This is a genomic window from Paenibacillus xylaniclasticus (assembly GCF_004001065.1).
Taxonomy (GTDB): domain Bacteria; phylum Bacillota; class Bacilli; order Paenibacillales; family Paenibacillaceae; genus Paenibacillus_T; species Paenibacillus_T xylaniclasticus.
Genome location: NZ_BIML01000005.1, coordinates 94,902 through 115,337 on the forward strand (window position 1 = coordinate 94,902; position 20,436 = coordinate 115,337).

Genomic DNA, 20,436 nt, shown 5'->3' on the forward strand with positions numbered 1-20,436 from the left:
GCGAATGTTCACCTTCTTGTCGTTTAACGAAGCAGCGCGGCGATTTGCTGCGCCGGATGCTGCGATTCACGCTTTAGCTTATCGATTGCATCCCGGTGCTTAGTACGCCAGTCTTCCGGATCATCCAGCAGCGCCTCCGCCTGATCTGCGAATAGCTTCGGATTCAATTGCTCGGTTGTACCGATTGCTGTAAGCCCAAGCCGATTTAGAAATGCATCAATCTTAGGGTCATAAGACAGCCCCAGCATCGGTACACGCTGATTCGCTGAATAAATCAAGGCGTGCAAGCGCATGCCGAACAGCATATCGCACCGACTAACCTCCAGCAGCATTTGCTGCGGATCGTCGCCCGGCGATGCCAGCTCGATTCGGCTTTCGCCCGTTCCAAGCTCCTCAAGCCTCTTCATAACGATGGATGAAGCTTCATGATCATCCGGCGTATGGAACGGCAAGAAGCGCAGACACACCGCTCGTCTCCTTGCCAGTTCGGCAAGTGCAGACGCATAACGCTCTAGGTCGGCACCGTCCTTGCGCCAGTGGCGCAGCGATACACCGACAACAGGCAGCCCAGCTCCACCCGCAACGGGAGCAGGCGCATCCGGCAACGGCAAGCCCATCACCGGATCCGGCACTACCTCGATCCGCTCACGGGGCAAGCCCATCGAGGCAAGCAATGCTGCGGAGGTCTCATCCCGCACCGATACGTACCGGCTCCGCTTCATGACGCTGCGAATCGGCGCGAACAGCCAACGGCGATGAATCGGTCCAATGCCTTGAGCATAAATAAACGTTGGCTTGCCCAGCAGCTGAGCCAGCTTGAGCACTCCCGTATAGTACGGAACGGACTTCCAGCCCGTCGCGTCCTGCAGCAGGCTTCCTCCGCCGCTAATAAGGCCATCACATCGCCGAATTTCGCTCAGCAGCACCGACGGGCTCATCCGCGGTACCGCCTCGCAGCCGTACATCTTCGTCGTCCATGCCGGGTCGCCAGATAAGACGACAGGATGAATAGTAACGCCCTGCGCTTCGCCTGCTTCACGAAGTGCGATTAAGATTGATTTGAGCACTGCTTCGTCGCCACTGTTGCGGAAGCCGTAATAACCGGAGACGATTATTCGGCGGACGGAATGATTTTGGCGCGAGCCCAACGATGCCATACTACCTCTCCGATCTGCCATACAGCAATGAATACACAGCCGAATACTAATCCAATTCCGAGACCAAGCAGGTCGCGAATCGTCGAAATATACAGCGGCGTATGAATATGTGCGAACGTGTCAACCATCGACAGCTGTCCCATAACACCTACAATAACTAATACCCACGCCGCCCGGTAACGAAGCGACAGGAACAATCCGAGCAGCAGCAGCGGATGAGCGATCGCGAACTCCTTGAAGCGCGGTCTAACGCCAATTGTCGTCTCCAGTACGTTACGAATCACCATCTCGAGCGAAGACGCCTGACCTTCATTGCCCGTCCGTGACAAATAGTACATGCCTACAAAACCAAGCACTCCAGCGGCGACGACCATCAGAATGTTAATCCGAATCGACAGAAGCCGGCGCAGGCTCACCCATACGGAAGATCCCATATAGAGGAACAGATACACCGCGACGAGGAAAATTGGCGCAAGGTGCAGCAGGCTGACACCGCGGAACTGTTGAATGTAGAGTGTATACGTAATGTTGTTCAGAAGTCCAATGACAAGCGGTATAGCAAGCACCGAAATTAACGACGTTACAATGAACAGGACGATGGCGCTGCTGAACCGACTTCTAGCAGGCAACCCTTCGAAAACCCACTTCACACGGCTCGTGCTGAAAATATCGCTGAGCATAGCGCCCCAGCCTGGTACATTGTTGTCAGCGCCAGCTGCCGCATGCGTACGATTATTGTTCACCGTCCAATCCGAGCCGCTGACAAGTCGGCGGCTTCCTTCTGTCCGTCTGCGAATTACATGCAGCACCCAAATCACCGCAAGCGTTGGTGCGCTTATCGCTGCGCCAAGCGCCAGACCTTGTTCAAGGGTCGGCATCGACACGACATATAAGCCGGCGCTGCCAATCAAACCGAGTACAAACGCCGGTATCGTAAGCCAGCTTGCGAATGCGCCAATAAGCAGCGCAATCATGCTGATGGCTCCCAGGCCGACAATTGCTTTGGCTGCCTTCGTCCAACCCGGCTTGTCTACCTCGAACGGCTGAGCCGGTCCTGGATGGAAGCCCCATTCCTCCAGCTTCGCAATGGTGCCGTCTGGTCCTTCAAGCGCCTCCGCAAGCTTATCCAGCGGATGAACAACGCCGCCTTTGTCCAGACTGCGGCTTGCTCCGACGTTCAGATAGAACATCCGAATGCTGCGATCCTTAGCCGCGAGCAGGAACCGGTCTCTGAGCTTCTCCGGTGAAATTGTCGCCGCAAGACTGTCAGCAATCGAATGGAGACGCACGACGTTGTAATCTGTCAAATAAGCCAGTGTACTGAATCCAAGCTGCGGAGCCTTTAAGCCTTCAATCGCGGCAATTCCTACTCCTTCTTCCTTCAATATATCTGCGAACGAGATGAGACTGTTCATATCCGCATGGTCGTTATAACCTTTGACAGCTTCACCGTCAAAAAGAATGCGGTCGACACCATACTTCTCTTTCAACTGCTTAATGAGCGCATGTGTCTCTTCTTCGTTATACGGACGAATCCGATCTGACAAACGCGGTAATATGCGGAAGCCCGCTTGATGAATCTGTTCCAGCGCAATCGGATCAGGATTCATGGAGATTAAAGTTGCGGTCTCAATCGGAGCACTCAGCTTAAGACCCGGCCGACCGTTCAACGACCAAGGCTCAACCGCAATGCCGACGCGTTCGAACGCACTATTAATTAGCGGACTGAGCTGCCGTTCCTCCTCGGGGCCGGCGAATAATACGAACGTTTCGTTACGGCCCGGCACCGGCGTGCTGCCTTCAAGCAGCGACAGCTGCGAATTATTATACACATTCAGACGTTTGGCCATTACGAGCTCGTCCAGCGTCGTTTCGAAGATGGCCATCGTCGTCACGCCAGCCTCCTTCAATCGCGTAAGCTGCTGCTCGACGAACCCTTTAGGATCATATTGATAAGATGCGACCAGCTCGATATCCTTGAAATCCATTACATATTCAACTTGCTTGGATGATTGTTCCATCTGCCACCGCAAAGTGCCCAGCGGTATTGCGGCAATAACGCCAATGAGCGCGAGCGCCCACAATACGACTTTCAGCTTGCGGTTCCATAACTGCCATTGAAGCACGGATGTCCTCTCCTTACGCTTGTTGATCGACACGTTCCATTACGACGGTCGTTAGCTTATTGAGCGCCGACGAAGCATCCTGCTGCGATTGTCCACGAACGGCGAAATATATTTTAATTTTCGGTTCAGTGCCGGATGGTCGCAAGCAGAACCACGATCCATCGGCGAGCATGTATTTCAGTACGTTCTCCGGCGGGAGACCGTTCAGACCTGCGCTGTAATCAAGCACACGATCAACTTTAATGCCCGCGATTTCCTTCGGTGGATTGCTGCGCCAGTCTTCCATAATAGCGCTGATCTTCTGTACGCCATCGAGCCCTTTGAGCGTCCGGGACTGGAGGCCCTCCAAATAAGTACCGTACTGCGCGTATAGCTCTAGCAATACATCATACAGCGTTTTCCCTTGATTTTTATAGTATGCCGCAGCTTCGCAAATCAATAAGGAAGCGACGACAGCGTCTTTATCGCGTGCATAGGTGCCTGTCAAATAACCGTAGCTTTCCTCATAACCGAACAAGAACGTACGCTCACCCGTCGCTTCATACTGCGTCATTTTCTCCCCGATGTACTTAAAGCCCGTTAATGTGTTCGCAACGTCCACTCCGAAAGATTTCGCAATGTCCGCCCCCATCTCGCTCGTCACGATCGTTTTGACAACGATGCCGTTAGCCGGAAGCCGGCTTTGCTCCTTTAATTGGCTGAGTGTATAGTACACCATTATCGCTCCGGACTGGTTACCAGACAGAACGACATATTCTCCCTGATTGTTTTTCACGACGGCGCCCATCCGATCCGCATCAGGGTCCGTTCCGATAATGATGTCCGCGTCCGCTTGCTTGGCAAGCTCAATGGCTTTCGTGAACGCTTCGCGCTCTTCCGGATTCGGCGATTTGACCGTGCTGAAGTATCCATCCGGCTGTTCCTGCTCCGGCACGATATGTACATGTTTAAAACCCGCCTTCGCGAGAACCCCACGTACCGGCAAATTACCCGATCCATGCAACGGCGTGTAGACGATGGACACCCGATCACCTAATCCGCCTTTCAGCAGCTCTGCATTCAAGCTGCAAGCTGCCACAGTATCAATGTAAAGATCGTCTTCCGCTTGGCCGATCCAATGCAGCAGACCATTAGCTTCCGCTTGCTCGCGGCTAATTTTGCGTACTTGATCGAATGAAGTAACCTGCTGAATCTTCGCAATCGCCTGTTCCGCTTCATGCGGAACTAACTGGCAGCCATCCTTATTGTAAGCCTTGTAGCCGTTATACTCCGGCGGATTATGGCTGGCCGTAATGACAATGCCTGCTGTCGCCTTCAGCGCGCGCACCGAGAACGACAGCTGAGGTGTCGGACGAAGCGATGGGAACAAATAAGCTTTAATGCCGTTCGCCGCAAGCACAAGCGCTGCATCTAGCGCGAATTCCGGTGAATTGTTGCGGGAATCGTGTGCGATCACGACCGAAGGACTGTTCGCTCCTTGCGAGAGCACCCAATCCGACAACCCCTGAGTCGCTTTACCGACTGTATAAGCATTCAACCGGTTCGTTCCCGCTCCCATTACGCCGCGCAAGCCGCCCGTACCGAACTCCAAATCCCGATAGAACCGATCGACAATCTCCTTCTCATTGTCGGCAATTTGACGAAGCTCCTCCTTGGTCGTTTCGTCAATCGATGGATCGTTAAGCCACTCCTTATATTTTGCAAGCGCCGCCTCATTCACGGATATAGACATCTCAACCATTCCTCTCTCTATGTTTCTCACTTATCACGTTCTTATCTCTATCCGGCTCATGCCTTCTGTCTAAATCCAAGATGATATCAACGGATGCTTGAAATTAGATTCTAATGCGATAAGAGTGTGATAAGACTTAGGAAGGATCAGACAGGGCGAACATAATGCCGCCCTCAGCAACAACCTTATCATCCACCTTCGCAACTGCGTGGCCCTTGCCTACTTTGCCTTTCAGGCGTGTAATTTCGACTTCAAGCCGAAGCGTATCACCCGGCGTCACCTGTCCGCGGAAGCGGAACTCATCAATCCCTGCAAAAAAAGCAAGCTTACCGCGGTTTTCCTCGATTTTCAATATCGCTACCGCGCCGACCTGCGCCAACGCCTCTACGATCAGAACACCCGGCATAACCGGATATCCCGGAAAATGTCCAGCGAAGAACGGTTCATTCATCGTAACATTTTTGATTCCGACGGCGCGTACGCCTTCTTCTACCTCGACAATGCGGTCTACAAGCAGAAAAGGCTGACGGTGCGGAATAATTTGTTGAATTTCATTAATGTCCATCATTTGGAACTCCTCCTCCATAAAATTATGACCCGCCTTAAGCATAATCTCCCTGATCGGTGACAACATAAAACTATCCTTCGCGAAACTGCAGTTCGCGCAGGTTGAGATAAGGGGGCTCGAATGCCGTTAGCTGCAAGACGCTAGCGCATTCGAGCTTCTTTGAATTGCGATTAGCTGCCCGTTTGTTCTGTCGTCATCTCATTGCTGCCGCCTTGAGACTTGTCCCCGCCGCGGTTGATCGCAAAAATCTGAATCATATACATCATTGTCGTCACGAATGAGAAGATGACGACGCTCCAAAGGTAGCCTTGAGCGAAAGGCGCCTCAAAGAAGATAAACAATATCGCGATGTAATACAGCACCGTCGTTAGCTTGCCCATCCAGTTCGCTGGAACGGTCTTTCTCCCGCTGAAATGAAATACCGCCGACCCTATAATCATCCCCAAATCGCGAGTGAACATCAGGATCGCCGCCGCAAGCGGAATATGCCCCGTCAGAAGCAAGGACAAAATGACGGTAATGAGCATCAGCTTATCCGCCAGCGGATCAAGCATCGCTCCGACTGCCGTAATTTGCCCCCTCTTACGTGCAATATAACCGTCTAATACGTCTGTTAACCCGGCAAGCACGACAACACCGAACGCCGGAATCATTCGTTCTCCGCCCGCGAAAACAACGATATAGATCGGTATAAGCAGAAATCGCGATATTGTGAGCAGATTCGGAAGATTCAAACGTTCACGTCCTTTGCCGGTACGAAATGGATACTGCCTCAAAGTTACCCAACCATTATACCTCTACCTATTAAAAAAAAAAACTGTCCGCCTGCTCTCCGCCTCGTTGCATACGACTTTTACTGCTGCTTGTTCACCCTAATTAAACTGCCAAAAGTTTCTTTCGGTCTTCAATATCTCGTCCATGAAGCCGTTATTAGTAAGAGAACCTAATCAGCAAATGGAGAAAGCGAGGTACAATCCACTCTATGCAGCGACACATTTTGACTCCGAAGAAGAAGTCGGCGCGCTCTTTTATCGCCTTAGCGCTGGCCTTTATGTTGACCATCACATGGCTTTCGGACCGATCTTTCGCAGCCGACACAGTTACTAATCTTGAATTCGATACGACGGCGTCCGAAATTCTCGTATACGCCGCTGACGACGCGTACTATTTGAATCTGTACGCCACTATGTCTAATCTCTCTACGCGAGTAGATGTAACAGATTCTGCAACCTGGAAATCATCCAATACAGCCGTCGCCAAAGTAACGCAAGGCGCAATCGTCGGCGTTGCCAAAGGAAGCGCGAAGATCAGCGCTACCTATGGCGGATATACAAAGTCGATCAACGTGAAAGTCGAAGAGCTGTACGATGAAATTTCAATTCAATCCGGCGGAAGCGCCGCACCGGACGAAGCTGCCTATACATTAGATCAGAGCGTAGCATTTACACTCAACGGCACGAAGAACGGTACAATCACCAACATTACGAGCAGCGCAAGCTGGAGCAGCTCCAATACAGCTGTTGCTTCCGTTGATAAGGGTAAGCTTACCCTTAACAGCGCCGGCACAACAACGATTACTGCCAGCTACAAAGGCAAGACCGATTCCATCAAAATTACGGTAACTTCTCCTTATCAATCGCTTGTCATCTCCGGCTCCGACACGATCGAGCTGGCGGTAGGCGACGCCGCTGTATCATTATCGGCGCAAGTACAGCTTCAAGGCGGCGGTACGGAGTCCGTGACAGATAAGGCAGAGTGGACAAGCTCCGCTGCTTCTGTCGCAACGGTAGACAAGGGTGTCATCAAAGCTGTCGGCTCAGGTACGACGACGATTACCGCTTCGTATATGGGCGTTACAGACACTGTCACAGTTGCCGTCCGTCAAGGTGCACAGGATTTGAAAATAACGCCTGGAGCTGATTTAAATCTCCAGCTGCACGATCAGCCGGTCACGCTGACGGCGCAGGCTCTTAGCAATAACAACACCGTTATTGAGGTTACAGACACTGCGGAATGGTCGTCGTCGAATATTCTGGTAGCTACAGTATCCGGAGGCGTCGTCACGCCGAAAGGTCTAGGCACCACTACTATTAAAGTGACATACAAAGGTGCGAGCCGCTCCATTAAAGTAACAGTTTTGCCGTCGGTCTCGACTATGACCATCAGCGAGTCGGACAAAAAAGTTGAAACCTATACAGGTCAAACCGGAACGCTTCCACAAGTCCAAGCAACTTCGTTCGGCGGCGATGCGATCAGCATCTCATCGTTACTAACGTGGCAGTCTAGCAATTCGAGCGTTGTATCGATATCGAATGGCAAGTGGAAAGCAGAAGCAGCAGGCACCGCTGAGCTGAGCGCCTCCGTTAACGGACTGAAGGTTAGCGTATCGGTTACCGTTAATGAGAAGCCGCTTCTTCTCACAGCAGCTGTTGATAATCTAAGCATGATTATCGGCAAAGAATATAGCTTTCCGACCGTAACTGTTGTGAACGAGAACGGTACGGAGATGGACGTTACGGATAAGGTAACCTGGAAATCCTCTGCCGCTAATCTACTCGTTCAAGCCAAAGGCCTGAAAGGACTCGCAGCGGCCAACGCAACGTTGACCGGTACTTACTTGAACAAGATGGTGAAGGTTAACGTCTCGATCGAAGAAGAAGCTGTGAAGCTGGTCGTCGATCCGAAAACCTTGACACTTAATCCAAAGCAATCTAAGTCACTGAAAGTAACAGCCACCTACAAAAGCGGCAAAACAGCCGTGGTAAGCACGAAAGTAAATTGGAGCATCAGCGATGAGACAGTCGCCGAATTCTCTAGTAAAAATACGATTCGTGCAGTGAAGCAGGGAACGGCGGTCATTACGGGTACTTACCAGGACAAATCGGTTACCATATCGCTTAGTGTCGTACCGAAGCTGAAGTCGCTTGTCCTGTCCGATTCCAAGCTCAACCTTGCGATCGGCGCTTCGCACACAGTCGTGCTTAAAGCATTCTACAATGACGGCACGATGACGATACAGACGAATGCGGCGGAATGGACCTCCTCCAACACGAAAGTTGCAGAGATTGTTGATGGCGTCATCGTAGCGAAAGCGAAAGGCACCACCTCAATCAAAGCGAAGTTCGGCGGAAAGACAGCAACCGTCCGTGTAACCGTTAAATAGAGCAAACAAGCGTCTTCTCGAGAGCACTCTCGTGAAGACGCCTTTTATTTATTCGCTGACCGTTCCGTCACGGCCCGATCATACATGCTCACGCACATTAATCCGATATGCAGTCCAGCACAAATAAACAAGCCCGGTCCATAGACCAGGCTTGTCTTCGTTCATTATGACTTTGAAAACATAAGATCATACAAGTGCCTCCAGGTTTTTACCTGGTACACTTCGGCGCCGGATTGGTTACCGAACACACTATAGCCAACGTATAGTCCGGCAACAACTGAGCAGAGCAGCAGAATCGGCACGATGGTCATTCTCAATAACCTGAGCCATATGCTGCGCTTCTTCCGTCGCCGCGGCTTCTTGCTGGACGATGGTGACGAGCCGCCGCGTTCAGCACGCTTAGGCTCAATATGTTCGTTACCTTCTGCTGATGCATTCAGACGTCGATCGTCTGCATCCGGCGACGCGGCCGTTCTCGCGGTTCGACTGCCATGAACCGTCGATTGCTGCCAGTTCGTATTCATCTCGATTCATTCAACTCCGTTTATGCGCGCAAACTGTTGGCCAGTCCCATCATCGTATCGCTGGAGGTCAGCGCACGGGCGCTCAACTGATAGGCGCGCTGCACGTTAATGAGCTCCGTCATCTCGCTCGTCAAATCCACATTCGACTGTTCGAGGAAGCCTTGACGGACAGCGATGTCACTGCCTTCTCCGGCCGTTACGGTTCTCAACACATCTTCTACATTAACACCTTCTGCCACGGCATACAAGTTATCTGCAACTGTCGTAAGCATCGTCGGACGTGTAACCTGAAGCAGCTTCAGCTTGCCGATCGTCGTTACCGTATCATCCTGCGCGATTGCTTGAACCGTCCCATCCGTAGTTACTCGAATCGTACGGTTAGCCGGAATGACAATCGGCTGATCGTTCTCGCTCATAACCGGGTAGCCGTCGCTCGTCGCCAGCAGCGCTCTGCCGTCAGTCTGCAGCGACAGTTGGAATGCGCCGTTGCGTGTAAATGCGCTTCCTTCAGGCGTCTGAACCTGATACAATGCGTCTCCCTCAATAGCAATATCGAGTCCATTGTCCGTCGCTTTCAGCGTCCCCTGCGTCAAATCTGGTTGAATCGCCATCAATCTGGAGCCCCAGCCTTGTGTATAGTTCATCGGCGACAAACGCCCCGGCTCCTTGAACTCGTCCGACTGCACCTTCATATTCGTCAGCAGATCTTGGAACGACGCATCCTTGCGCTTGTATCCAACCGTATTCACGTTCGCGATGTTGTCCGCCAGAATATCGAGCTTCTGCTGAAGCCCGTTCATCGATACCATTGCATTAATCATTGAACCGTTCATCGAGCAACCCTCCGTCTCAGATACCGTTATGTCTTATCGTTCGTCAGCGGTTACACGCGTCCGATCTCGTTTACCGCTTTGTCCAAGCTTTTATCATAAAATTGTACGACCTTCTGATTCGCCTCGTAAGCACGCAGCGCCGACATCATATCCACCATCGACTGGGCAGCATCGACATTAGAACGTTCATAGTAGCCTTGACGCACTTCTACGCCATCTGCCGCCGTTACCGGTACAGCTAAAGTTTCGTCCCCTTCCAGACGGAAATTGCCATCTCCCTCACGTACAAGCATATTCGGATTGTTGATCCGAGTAAGCTGCAGTCCGCTTCCTATATCTGCTCCCGTAAGCCGGTCGACAAAACGGAAATCGTTCGTCAGCGTAACATCATTCAAGCTTGAGCCCGCAGGAAATTGAATCGGCTGTCCATTCGTGCCCAGGACACGCTGACCGCCTGACGTCACAAGATAGCCCTCTGCATTCAGAGCGAACCGTCCATCACGCGTATAACGAGGCTCCCCGTTGGCTCCTTCTACTGTGAAAAACGCTTGAGGCCGGAATACAACTTCTCCGTCCTCCGTCACCCCTTTGCCCGAGCTGTCAAACGTAACGCCCGGAACTTGAATGCTGGACATTAATGCAAAATCACCTGCCAGCCCTGATTCGGTCAAGTCACCTTGAACCTGTAAAGAGATGCTCTCCTCGGCGAAGACGCCTGTCGACATCCGTCCAATCGTCCGGTCGGAGTTATCGCTTGTGCCAGTCAGCGCCATCAGCACGTCCGGGAATGTACGCGTTACTTCGTTCGCCTGCTTATACCCCGGCGTGTTAATGTTCGAAATATTGTTCGTAATCGTGTCGTGGCGGCGTTGCTGCGTCGTCAATCCGGCGGCAGCTGTATACAGCCCTCTTAGCATTTCATATTCCTCCCAGCTTGTCCGATCCTACGGTCAGATGTTCTTCTACTCTATATATCGGCACAACGGGTCATACCATTAATAAATCTTTGGTATGACCCGCTTACAAGATTGCTGTTGCCGGCCTCAGCACGTCCCCCCCGAACGCCCTACCCGCCGAACTTGTCTATTTCTATTTGTAAGATGCTTTCTTCCCTCCGACGACTTTATCAAGGTTATCCAGCATAATGCCTGTCCCCTTCACGACGCAGTGCATCGGATCTTCTGCGACGAGCACCGGCACCATCAGCTCCTCCGAGAGGAGTGTGTCCAGTCCGTCAAGCAGCGCTCCCCCACCGGTTAAAATAACGCCCCGGTCGATAATGTCAGCCGACAGCTCAGGCGGCGTACGCTCAAGTACGGTCTTCGCAGCTGTAACGATCTGCATAACCGAATCCCACAGCGCTTCACGCACTTCCTCCGATCGAATCGTCACGGTCTGCGGCAGGCCGGTGACCATGTCGCGTCCGCGTATATCGATCTCACCGTCGCGGCCTTCCGAATTAACCGTACCAATCTTAATTTTGATATCCTCGCTTGTCCGCTCGCCGACAAGCAGCTTGTACTTACTTTTAATATACTTCATAATGGCGTCGTCAAACTTGTTGCCCGCCACCTTAATCGACGACGACGTCACGATGTCGCCCATGGATAGAACGGCGATATCCGTAGTGCCTCCGCCAATATCGACCACCATATTCCCGCTAGGCTGGTAGATATCCATTCCCGCACCAATCGCCGCTGCTTTCGGCTCCTCCTCGAGGTATACCGCGCGAGCGCCGCTGCGCTCCGCCGCCTCACGGATCGCCTTCTGCTCTACGGAGGTAATGTTGGTTGGCGCACAGATCAGAATACGCGGCTTGCCGTACCAGCTGCGGCCGCCTATCCGGTCGATGAACGCTTTCAACATGATTTCCGTAATCTCGAAGTCCGCGATGACGCCGTCCCGCAGCGGACGGATCGCTACGATGTTGCCGGGGGTACGCCCGACCATCCGATGCGCTTCATCCCCGACAGCTAATACACGCTTTGTATCACTTTCAATTGCAACTACAGACGGCTCGTCAAGGACGACACCTTTTCCTTTCACATGTATCGATACATTGGCCGTTCCCAAATCGATTCCGATATCCTTGCTGAACATAAGGCGAGAGTCCTCCAACGAATAAAGAATATATTGCAACGATCGCGTAAGCCCTGAATTTCCCAGAGACTTCTTACGATTTATTATTCGCTGAAATTCTCGAAATCCCTCTATTTTTGTAGAAATTTTTATTTCGATCAGCTTTTCGAAGCGGCGAACACCTCACGCTTCTTGCTGTTCTTTTTATACTTGATTTTGGTCGCCTCTCCTCCCCTCAAGTGCCGGATCGACTTATGGTATTCGAGAATGTGCTTCACCTGATCCGCCAGGTCGGGATTGATCTCAGGCAACCGCTCGGTCAAATCCTTGTGAACCGTGCTCTTCGAGACCCCGAACTCTTTGGCGATTGTCCGAACCGTGTGCTTCGTTTCCACGATGCAGCGGCCTATTTTAATGGTTCGCTCTTTGATGTAATCGTGCACGTTCCCGCCTCCCTACTCGAGATAGTTTGGTACATTATATGAGGGGGGCGGTTATATATTCTTTAAGGCCAAGCGTGACAAGCCGCAATAGCCAATTATTTTCAATATTTCGTATTTAGAGCAGGACTAACGTCCCACTAAGCAGCAAAACGCCCGCTCTTCATAAGAAGCAGCGGACGTTTCAGGTGACTTATTTTTTGATCAAATCGTTCGGATTAAGCACTTTACCGTTCTGGCGGGCTTCGAAGTGAAGGTGAATGCCTTCATCCTTCTCCAGATCATTGCGACCGGCTTTGGCGATGACTGTACCTTGCCGGACCTCGTCGCCTTCTTTGACGCTTATGTCGCTAAGGCTTTGGTAAATCGTCACCAGACCGTCGCCATGTGAGATCTCGATGGAGTCTCCGTTCGTCGGATGACCCTTCTCGACATGTGTTACCTTGCCGCTTAATGCTGCCAGTACATCAAACGTCGTATTGTCCGGCTTCGCCAGATCAAGGCCGACATGCGGCGCGAACGTGGACGTATTCGCCTGCAGCACCATGGAAGCTTGCTTCTCCTCTGCCGTGCCGTTAGCATCGTAATATTGGAGAGCCACTTCCATCTTGCTAAAATCGACGACAGGCCACTGCATTTCCTCGCCTTCTGTCATAACGGCAATCGTATCGTCTTGCGGCTTCGTCACGTCTTCACCTTGACTGACTTCCGTTTCGGGCGCTGTCGTCGATTGATCTTGCTGCTCTCCCCGATAGAGCCACATTAAGGTTACGATAATTGCCGCCGCTACCATGAAAGCCGCCGGTGTCACCCATTTGTTGGCGAGCAGTCTGCGTAAGCCTTTCGATTTGGCCGATGGACCTCCCGGAATAGTTTTGGGAGCTTCTTTCGGCTTGTTGTTCTGATCATTCATTGTCGATCACCTCATCAGCCATTGTTGCCAGAACCATACGGTTTATACGTGAGGTGACGCTATTTTCATAAATTTTGAGATTCGCACTGTATCAAGCCCTGAGGCGACATTATGAATCTTCAATATCCAGTAGCTTATAAGCTTGTTCTACCTTAACGCCGGTATAATAGTGAAGCAAAATTTGCTTGGCCGTCGCTCCTTCCTTAGCCATCCCGTTCGCCCCCCACTGGCTCATTCCGATACCGTGGCCGAAGCCGTACGTTGTAATTTCAGCCTTACCGTCATTAATGGTCCATTCAAAATGCGAGGAGGCAAGCTCCAGCTTTTCTCTCACCTGACGTCCCGTGAACGTCTCGCCTCCGATAACAATCTCCTTGATCCGATGCCCTTGCGTCGTCTCTAATATACGAGGGGGCTTGCCGTCGTCCTTCACGCCTAACCGTCGATACAGCTCCTTCTCGCTCATCCACACCGTTTGCTTATATCGAGGAGACACCTGCTCATCCCATGGACTAGCTACGCTGTGCAAATACGGCAGCGACAGCTGCCAATATTCATCCGCGTTTTCCGTATAGCCATTGCTGGTGGAAAAAAAGGCGGCTTCTATCGGCATCCCATCATACGTCAGCACCATTCCTTTCGTTTCCTGCACCGCCCGTTCCAGCTTGCCCAGCGCCTCACCCCGCTCCTTGCCCGCCGGCCATTTGTCGATCAGCTCCTTCAGCGGAATGTACACCTGATGAACCACCGTATCGGTCACATCCGCCTTACCGTCCGGCACCCCGCTTTTGTCATCCAATGCAAGACGCCGAACAATGTAGGTCCGTGCAGCAATAGCCTGCGCTTTAAGCGCTTCAAGCTCGAAATCAATCGGCATCTCACCGGCCAGCACTCCCCGAACATAAAGCTCAAGCGGTACCGTTTCTACGCGTCCGGTCTCAGTCAAATATATGCGCACCCGCACCTTGTCCAACCCGTTGTACGACTTATCCACAGCGGGCGCCGCAGCAGCCTCCGCTTTCCCGGCTCCCGGCTTCCTAACAGTCGACTCTTGCCCGCCGACCGCAGATACCTTCTCCAAATTACGGGCTAACTGCTCCATCGTATCTTCATTTAATGAAGCTCCGGCAGCCTTCTCCTTATTCGCTTTATCCACCATATTCAGTCCGGATACAGCCCTCGTCTGCGGCGCACGATGATCTATAGCAGTTAGCAGCTTATCATCCTGGTCGATGATCTCGCCGTCAGCCTGAATCAGCACGATCACAGTTCCAATGATGATGCCGGCAGCGAAAGCGCACCACCATAACAGCCCTCCCCATAACCATGCATTCGTCCGTCTCCGCGCCTGTCTTCTACGACTTGTCCGCCAATCCCGCAGCCAATCTATCATATCCCTCTTCCTCTCTATGTGTGCATGTGGAAGACAAAAGCCCGCGCACGGGCGCGGACTCTTCTTGTCCCTATAGCACTACTATATGAACGGAAATGATAGGCTAGAAGATCCCTGGTCAAAAAAATACAGCGGATACGCCGACTCATCACGCAAGGAGCCCCGCTAATCCAAATAAAGACGAAGCCGATATACCGGCTCCGTCTTCATTATTCCCCATATTAAGCCCAGGTTGGCTGTACGTTGCGAACGATGACTTCCTTCTCTCGCTTGAACGCCACCGTCTCAACGACGCTGCTTGCTGGTGAAGGCTCCTGTACGGACATCGGGGCAGGGACAGCTTCCACACGCTCAATGCTGGCGCCGAGCGCAGCAAGCTTGCCGACGATGTTCACGTAGCCTCTGTCAATATGATGCGTGCCCGAAATTTCCGATTCGCCGTTCGCTGCGAGCGCTGCGCATATAAGCGCTGCACCTGCACGAAGATCCGTTGCCATCACTTTCGCACCATTCAACTGCACGCCGCCGTTAATAATTGCGGAACGGCCGTCCACTTTAATCTGTGCGTTCATTTTGGCAAACTCCTCTACGTGCATGAAGCGATTCTCGAATATCGTCTCCGTCACAACACTTGTTCCCTCTGATGTAAGCAACAGCGACATCATCTGCGACTGCATATCGGTCGGGAAGCCTGGATATGGCAGCGTCTTAACGTCTACTGCCTTCAAGCGCTTGTCAGCAATAACACGCAATCCGTTGTCAATCTCCATTACCGTTACGCCCATCTCTTGCAGCTTCGAAATAACAGGCGCCAAATGATCCGCAATGGCACCTTCAACAACGACATCGCCGCCTGTAATCGCCGCTGCGATCATATAAGTACCCGCTTCCACGCGGTCAGGAATGACCGTATGGCGTACGCCCTTCAGCGCTTCAACGCCTTCAATCCGAATCATATCCGTACCTGCTCCGCGAATTCGAGCGCCCATTGCGTTTAAGTAGTTAGCGAGATCGACGATCTCCGGCTCCTTCGCCGCATTCTCGATCGTCGTAGTTCCATCGGCAAGCGCTGCTGCCATCATAATATTCTCTGTTGCACCGACGCTCGCGACGTCCAGATACACCTTCGAGCCTTTCAAACGCCCGTTCACTGTCGCATCGATAAAGCCCTGTCCCAGTGCAATATCGACTCCCATCGCTTCAAAGCCTTTCAAATGCTGGTCAATTGCCCGCATGCCGATCGCACAGCCGCCCGGCAGCGATATCTTCACCCGTCCCGTGCGGGCAAGCAGCGGCCCCATGACTAGAATCGAGGCGCGCATCTTGCGCACCAATTCGTATGGCGGCTCGTATACCGCTAATCGGTTTGCGCGAATGCTCATCGTCTCTTGTCCGTGCGAGACTTCCGCTCCCAGTGATGCAATAACTTCCCGTATCGTTAACACGTCGTCCAAGAGAGGCACATCGGCTATAACGCTCTCCCCTTCACTTGCAAGCAAAGACGCCGCCAAGATAGGAAGTACTGCGTTTTTCGCACCATCAATCCGGACCGTACCTGATAGCCGCTGGCCTCCGCGGACGATAATTTTGCTCATTTATGCTTTCCCTCCGCACGCTGCAAAATATGTTCCCTGCCGCTTCATGACTATTATAAAGGTTAAAACTGCGTATTGGACTTCAATCATGACTGCGAATAACGGCAGTTGCGCTTCCCATGCATCGCCCGGAAAACGTGATAACTTGCCGATCTAGAAATTACTGATTATTCCAATTATGTTGCCCGATAGTCATTTGCTCCAACCTTCATCATACCATTCTCCAACACCAATCGACAAGGGCTATTTTCATAAACACCTGCATTCGAGCTTGGCCGGGCAGGGAATAGAAATTCCCATAACCCCGCGGTTTTCCGGTCATGAGCTTGGAGATTGAAGCCGTCCGCCGGCACTGTCTTTCGACAACCGTTTTCATACCATTCGGAGCGGCCTCCTTTTTTCGTTCCGTCATATGCTACCCATTATTGACAAGTTTCGATTACGTTATTCGACAAACCCGCTCAACATCCTCGTCCACTCAAAATAATCCAAAATGAACGACGCGAAGGAATGACCAATAACGACGGCAAGCACGATTAACAGCAGACGTGCCTTAGGAGCACGGGGATGTCTAAGAAATGCATCCAGCTTCAGCTCCTGCAGTACCGTCCAAGCCAAAATAATGCTTAACAGAACGACAACAATGGATAATAACCCATTAACTGCGTAGTTTAATTCTATATCTTCCATATTCATCGGAATATTTCCCTTCGTACATTAGATGGAACTTAAAATCCGGTACAACAGCGCAGCAAATTCAGCACGGCTTGCTGATCGGTCCGGCTCAAATCTGCCTCCCTCGTAGGTGCCGAGCCAGCCTCTCTGCTTCATAGCTGTCAACATCGGCGCAGCCCAATTCGACGCAGCAACGTCTTCATAAGGCGACGAAGAACGAATCGGACTCAATCCTGCAGCCTTCCCTAATGTGACCGCCATTTCCGCACGGGTCATAAGCCTCTCCGGTCTAAACGTTCCATCTGGGTAGCCGCTGAGATAACCTGCTCCTGCTGATAGAATAATGGACTTATAAGCCCAGTGCCGCGAGGATACATCACGGAAGGACAGACCGGCTGTCGAAGAAGCAGGGGAGAACGCTCGTACCAGCATCGCGGCGCCTTCTGCACGGGTCACAGCTCCGTCCGGCTCGAACCGGTAATTCGCATAACCGGATACAATGCCTTTCTTGGCCAAAGCTGCAATTGCTTCTTCAGCCCAGTGTCCATTAATATCCCGATAGCCCGACTTAAGCGATTCTATGTTCACCGTGAAGTGGTAGTACTGTTGATCGAACGGCGCATCAGCTGTCAGTCTCATGTAGTACAAACCAGCTTCCAGGCGGAAGCCAGCATGGATACGTGATCGGCCCTCCTCAGACCGGGTCGCCCGTACAAGCTGCTGCTTCTTATCGTAGATTTGGATCGTCATTGACCTGCCCGACGGAATCCCATTCAAATCAACAATCGCAAACGAAATATCGCTTAGCCGGATCTGAAACCAATCCTCGTCATTCTTGCTGCTGATAACGCCCAAATATTCCGTACCCGCACGAAGAGAAGTTGAAGCATACGATTTGTCATTCGGCTCATTCGGATCATCGTACTTAGTTACAACCTCCATCCGAAGGGTGTACAGCCCCGTTACAGCGCTTGCGTCTACAGCTGCTGCATTATGTACCCGGATTAAATACTTTCCGGGCGTGACAGTAATGAGCGGCGACTGTTCCGGCTCCCCGTCTCCATTGTCGTCATAGGTTACAAGCTTCTGACCTTCGCGCTGCACAGCAATGCTCGGGTCAATTCGCACCGTATCTGTGAACATTTTCAGCCGGAGTGTGCCGCTTCGCTTAAATTCCACCGCATACCAGTCACGATCGCCCTGCTTGCTGAACGTTCCCTGTATGACCTGCGAACGAGGCTGCAGCGGAGCCGCCTCGTTAGATTTATCGTTGTTCTCATAGTCGTCCGAATAAATATGATAATCAGCCGTCAACAAGTAAGGCAGCTTATCCGTTCGTTCACGATCATATAACCGCACTTGAACATAATTTTTCCCCTTCTTCACATCCCACTCCATCGTCGAGTTGACCAGCTTCGCATCCTGTGTGCTTATAGCTTTGTTCCCCGCGTACATGGTCAATCGCACGGGCGGCATTGCTGTTCCCGGTTCGTTCAAGCCTTGCAACTGAAGCGTTATCGAACCGTCATAAGGAGCATCAATCACATACCAGTCGATGTCTGTTCCGCCGGTCAGCCGAGCTGCAATTTGAGTCTCGATCGGAAAATAAGCTGCACGGTCCCGAGCATCGTTCGGCTCGTATGCATCCGGCTTCAAGCTAGCCGTTACAGCAGCGCCGATCTGCAGCAGTCCATAGCCCGACGCCTCGTCCACCCCTGCAGGACCGATATCCTTAGCCGTCTGACGCAGCAGCGCCCGAACCTCATAAGGCTTATAATTCGGATGCTGTGCAAGCACAAGAGCGGCAGCGGCCGCCGCCTGTGGGGCAGCCAATGAGGTACCTTCCTCCCTCTTATAGCCACCGCCCATCGCAGTCGTATAAACGTTCCAAGGCGCAGCAAGATCAACCTCTGGACCCGGATTGGAACGAGGCTCAGGCTTACCGTTTTCCGTCACGCCTCCTACCGCAAGCACCGTCGGATAAGCTGCCGGATATTTAACGGCGGCACGACTGCCAAGCAGTGTGCCGTCGTTACCAGTTGCCGCTACGAGCAGTACTCCCTTGCTTTCTGCATACTGTACCACATCCTGCATATATGGCGAATAGCGATAAAGCCCGACGGACAGCACAACAATACGGGCCCCGTTGCGAACAGCGTACAGTATCGCCTCGCCCAGCTTGCTCTCATCACCCGAGCCATCCTCATCTAGCGCTTTTATCGGCATAATACGCGCTTTCCATAGCAATCCGGCAATCCCGATACCATTATTTCCTGATGCGGCCAGCACACCCGCCACGCTTGTACCGTGCCCATTGTCGTCGATCGGCAGCTGCCCGGGATGAATCAAATTGGCCCCTTCAACCAAATTGTTCTTCAAATCCGGATGATCCCAATCCACGCCTGTGTCGACTAGAGCGATCGTTATATCAGTCTGACTGTTCACTTTCTTCCAAGCGCTCTTGGCTCCAATTAGGTTCAAATATGTCTGCTTCTCCAAATAAGGATCGTTCGCCTGACCGGCAGCGGCGGCCCTTGCTTTCGATTCCGCCTGTGATGCCATCACCGATTCGTTAGCTGACGCACTTACTAATCTGTCTACAGATTCAGCCTTAGATGCGGCCACAATTGAGGATGAAGACGAAGCCGGCGAGACGAATGATAGCGCTTGTACCTTCTCATTCGGATGCACGTACTCTATGCAGTCGTCCGCTAGTAGACGATCAAGCCATTGCTGCTCCGATTGATCTTCACCATCGAAGGCGACGACGTCTACAGCTGTTTCAGCCTGCCGCGCAATTAACCGCGTTGCTGCTGGCATTGTGTCAGGCGGAGCCGATTTCCATTTCAGCAGCCAGCTTGATCCTGCACGTGCATTCCCCTGCAGTAAGGAACTGTCTGCCGCTTGATCGAACTCCTCGGACAATTCGTAAACAGACGGAGCCCGCGCATTCAAAGGCGACGAATAAGCCGCGATGTAGTCCATTGTACTGCTCCATAACAGTACAGAGGACAACAGCAGCCACAAAGCCTTGCCCGTCAGCAAACTTCTTAACATAGCGTGCAAATACAGAATGCTTCGATTGCTTGAATAATATTTCATGTAACCTCGTCCTAGCCCGAGTCCTTAGTAACTGAGACTCCTGTATCGTTATGCACATATTAACGTATTTACCTTACAATAGTTTCGATTTTCATCCCACAAACTCCTTGCAGCTGCAGAGATAATTCCAGTCTGT

The 20,436-nt window shown here is 52.0% G+C and carries 16 protein-coding genes; 1 reads left to right on the forward strand and 15 read right to left on the reverse strand.

Going from position 1 to position 20,436, the window contains the following annotated elements; all coding sequences use genetic code 11:
* Nucleotides 1-23: 23 nt before the first annotated feature.
* The 5 genes from csaB to PXY01_RS07720 all read right to left on the reverse strand — a co-directional run bounded on the left by csaB (nt 24) and on the right by PXY01_RS07720 (nt 6,317).
* Entirely contained in the window at nt 24-1,157 is a 1,134-nt protein-coding gene (gene csaB / locus PXY01_RS07700; RefSeq protein WP_127568989.1) for a polysaccharide pyruvyl transferase CsaB, read from the reverse strand.
* Nucleotides 1,112-3,283 carry a DUF5693 family protein gene (locus tag PXY01_RS07705; protein ID WP_127568991.1) on the reverse strand — a complete coding sequence of 724 codons (2,172 nt, stop codon included), beginning with the start codon at nt 3,281-3,283 and terminating at the stop codon, nt 1,112-1,114. The genes csaB and PXY01_RS07705 overlap by 46 nt, the downstream gene beginning before the upstream one ends.
* A 13-nt stretch (nt 3,284-3,296) precedes the next feature.
* Nucleotides 3,297-5,015 carry a phospho-sugar mutase gene (locus PXY01_RS07710; protein ID WP_127568993.1) on the reverse strand — a complete coding sequence of 573 codons (1,719 nt, stop codon included), beginning with the start codon at nt 5,013-5,015 and terminating at the stop codon, nt 3,297-3,299.
* Nucleotides 5,016-5,151: 136 nt separating this feature from the next.
* A complete protein-coding gene (gene fabZ, locus PXY01_RS07715; protein ID WP_127568995.1) occupies nt 5,152-5,583 on the reverse strand; it encodes a 3-hydroxyacyl-ACP dehydratase FabZ in 432 nt (143 codons plus the stop codon).
* 170 nt (nt 5,584-5,753) lie between these two features.
* Nucleotides 5,754-6,317, reverse strand: a complete 564-nt coding sequence (locus tag PXY01_RS07720) for a CDP-alcohol phosphatidyltransferase family protein (protein WP_127568997.1) — start codon at nt 6,315-6,317, stop codon at nt 5,754-5,756.
* 248 nt (nt 6,318-6,565) lie between these two features.
* Between PXY01_RS07720 and PXY01_RS07725 the strand changes: the two genes are divergently transcribed.
* The gene (locus PXY01_RS07725; protein WP_127568999.1) at nt 6,566-8,746 is read left to right on the forward strand and encodes an Ig-like domain-containing protein; all 2,181 of its coding nucleotides are present in this window, start codon (nt 6,566-6,568) and stop codon (nt 8,744-8,746) included.
* Nucleotides 8,747-8,910: 164 nt separating this feature from the next.
* Here PXY01_RS07725 and PXY01_RS07730 read toward each other — a convergent pair whose 3' ends face one another.
* From PXY01_RS07730 to PXY01_RS07775, 10 genes are all read right to left on the reverse strand, one after another.
* A complete protein-coding gene (locus tag PXY01_RS07730; protein ID WP_127569001.1) occupies nt 8,911-9,270 on the reverse strand; it encodes a DNA-directed RNA polymerase subunit beta in 360 nt (119 codons plus the stop codon).
* Between the two features lie 20 nt (nt 9,271-9,290).
* Complete coding sequence (locus PXY01_RS07735) at nt 9,291-10,103, reverse strand: flagellar hook-basal body protein (RefSeq protein WP_127569003.1); 813 nt, start codon at nt 10,101-10,103, stop codon at nt 9,291-9,293.
* Nucleotides 10,104-10,153: 50 nt separating this feature from the next.
* Nucleotides 10,154-11,020, reverse strand: coding sequence for a flagellar hook-basal body protein (locus PXY01_RS07740; RefSeq protein WP_127569005.1), 867 nt, complete (start codon nt 11,018-11,020; stop codon nt 10,154-10,156).
* 172 nt (nt 11,021-11,192) lie between these two features.
* A complete protein-coding gene (locus tag PXY01_RS07745) occupies nt 11,193-12,203 on the reverse strand; it encodes a rod shape-determining protein (RefSeq protein ID WP_127569007.1) in 1,011 nt (336 codons plus the stop codon).
* 137 nt (nt 12,204-12,340) lie between these two features.
* The gene (spoIIID, locus tag PXY01_RS07750) at nt 12,341-12,625 is read right to left on the reverse strand and encodes a sporulation transcriptional regulator SpoIIID (RefSeq protein WP_127569009.1); all 285 of its coding nucleotides are present in this window, start codon (nt 12,623-12,625) and stop codon (nt 12,341-12,343) included.
* Nucleotides 12,626-12,815: 190 nt separating this feature from the next.
* Nucleotides 12,816-13,535 (reverse strand): M23 family metallopeptidase, encoded by a 720-nt coding sequence (locus PXY01_RS07755; RefSeq protein WP_127569011.1) that lies wholly within the window; start codon nt 13,533-13,535, stop codon nt 12,816-12,818.
* A gap of 109 nt (nt 13,536-13,644) precedes the next feature.
* On the reverse strand, nt 13,645-14,928 hold the full coding sequence (gene spoIID / locus PXY01_RS07760) for a stage II sporulation protein D (protein ID WP_127569013.1): 1,284 nt from the start codon (nt 14,926-14,928) through the stop codon (nt 13,645-13,647).
* 221 nt (nt 14,929-15,149) lie between these two features.
* Entirely contained in the window at nt 15,150-16,523 is a 1,374-nt protein-coding gene (murA, locus tag PXY01_RS07765; protein WP_127569015.1) for a UDP-N-acetylglucosamine 1-carboxyvinyltransferase, read from the reverse strand.
* Between the two features lie 444 nt (nt 16,524-16,967).
* The gene (locus PXY01_RS07770) at nt 16,968-17,219 is read right to left on the reverse strand and encodes a DUF1146 domain-containing protein (RefSeq protein ID WP_246027834.1); all 252 of its coding nucleotides are present in this window, start codon (nt 17,217-17,219) and stop codon (nt 16,968-16,970) included.
* A 21-nt stretch (nt 17,220-17,240) separates the two neighbouring features.
* Nucleotides 17,241-20,300: a S8 family serine peptidase gene (locus PXY01_RS07775; protein WP_246027835.1), complete on the reverse strand. Its 3,060-nt coding sequence runs from the start codon at nt 20,298-20,300 to the stop codon at nt 17,241-17,243.
* Between the last annotated feature and the right edge of the window lie 136 nt (nt 20,301-20,436).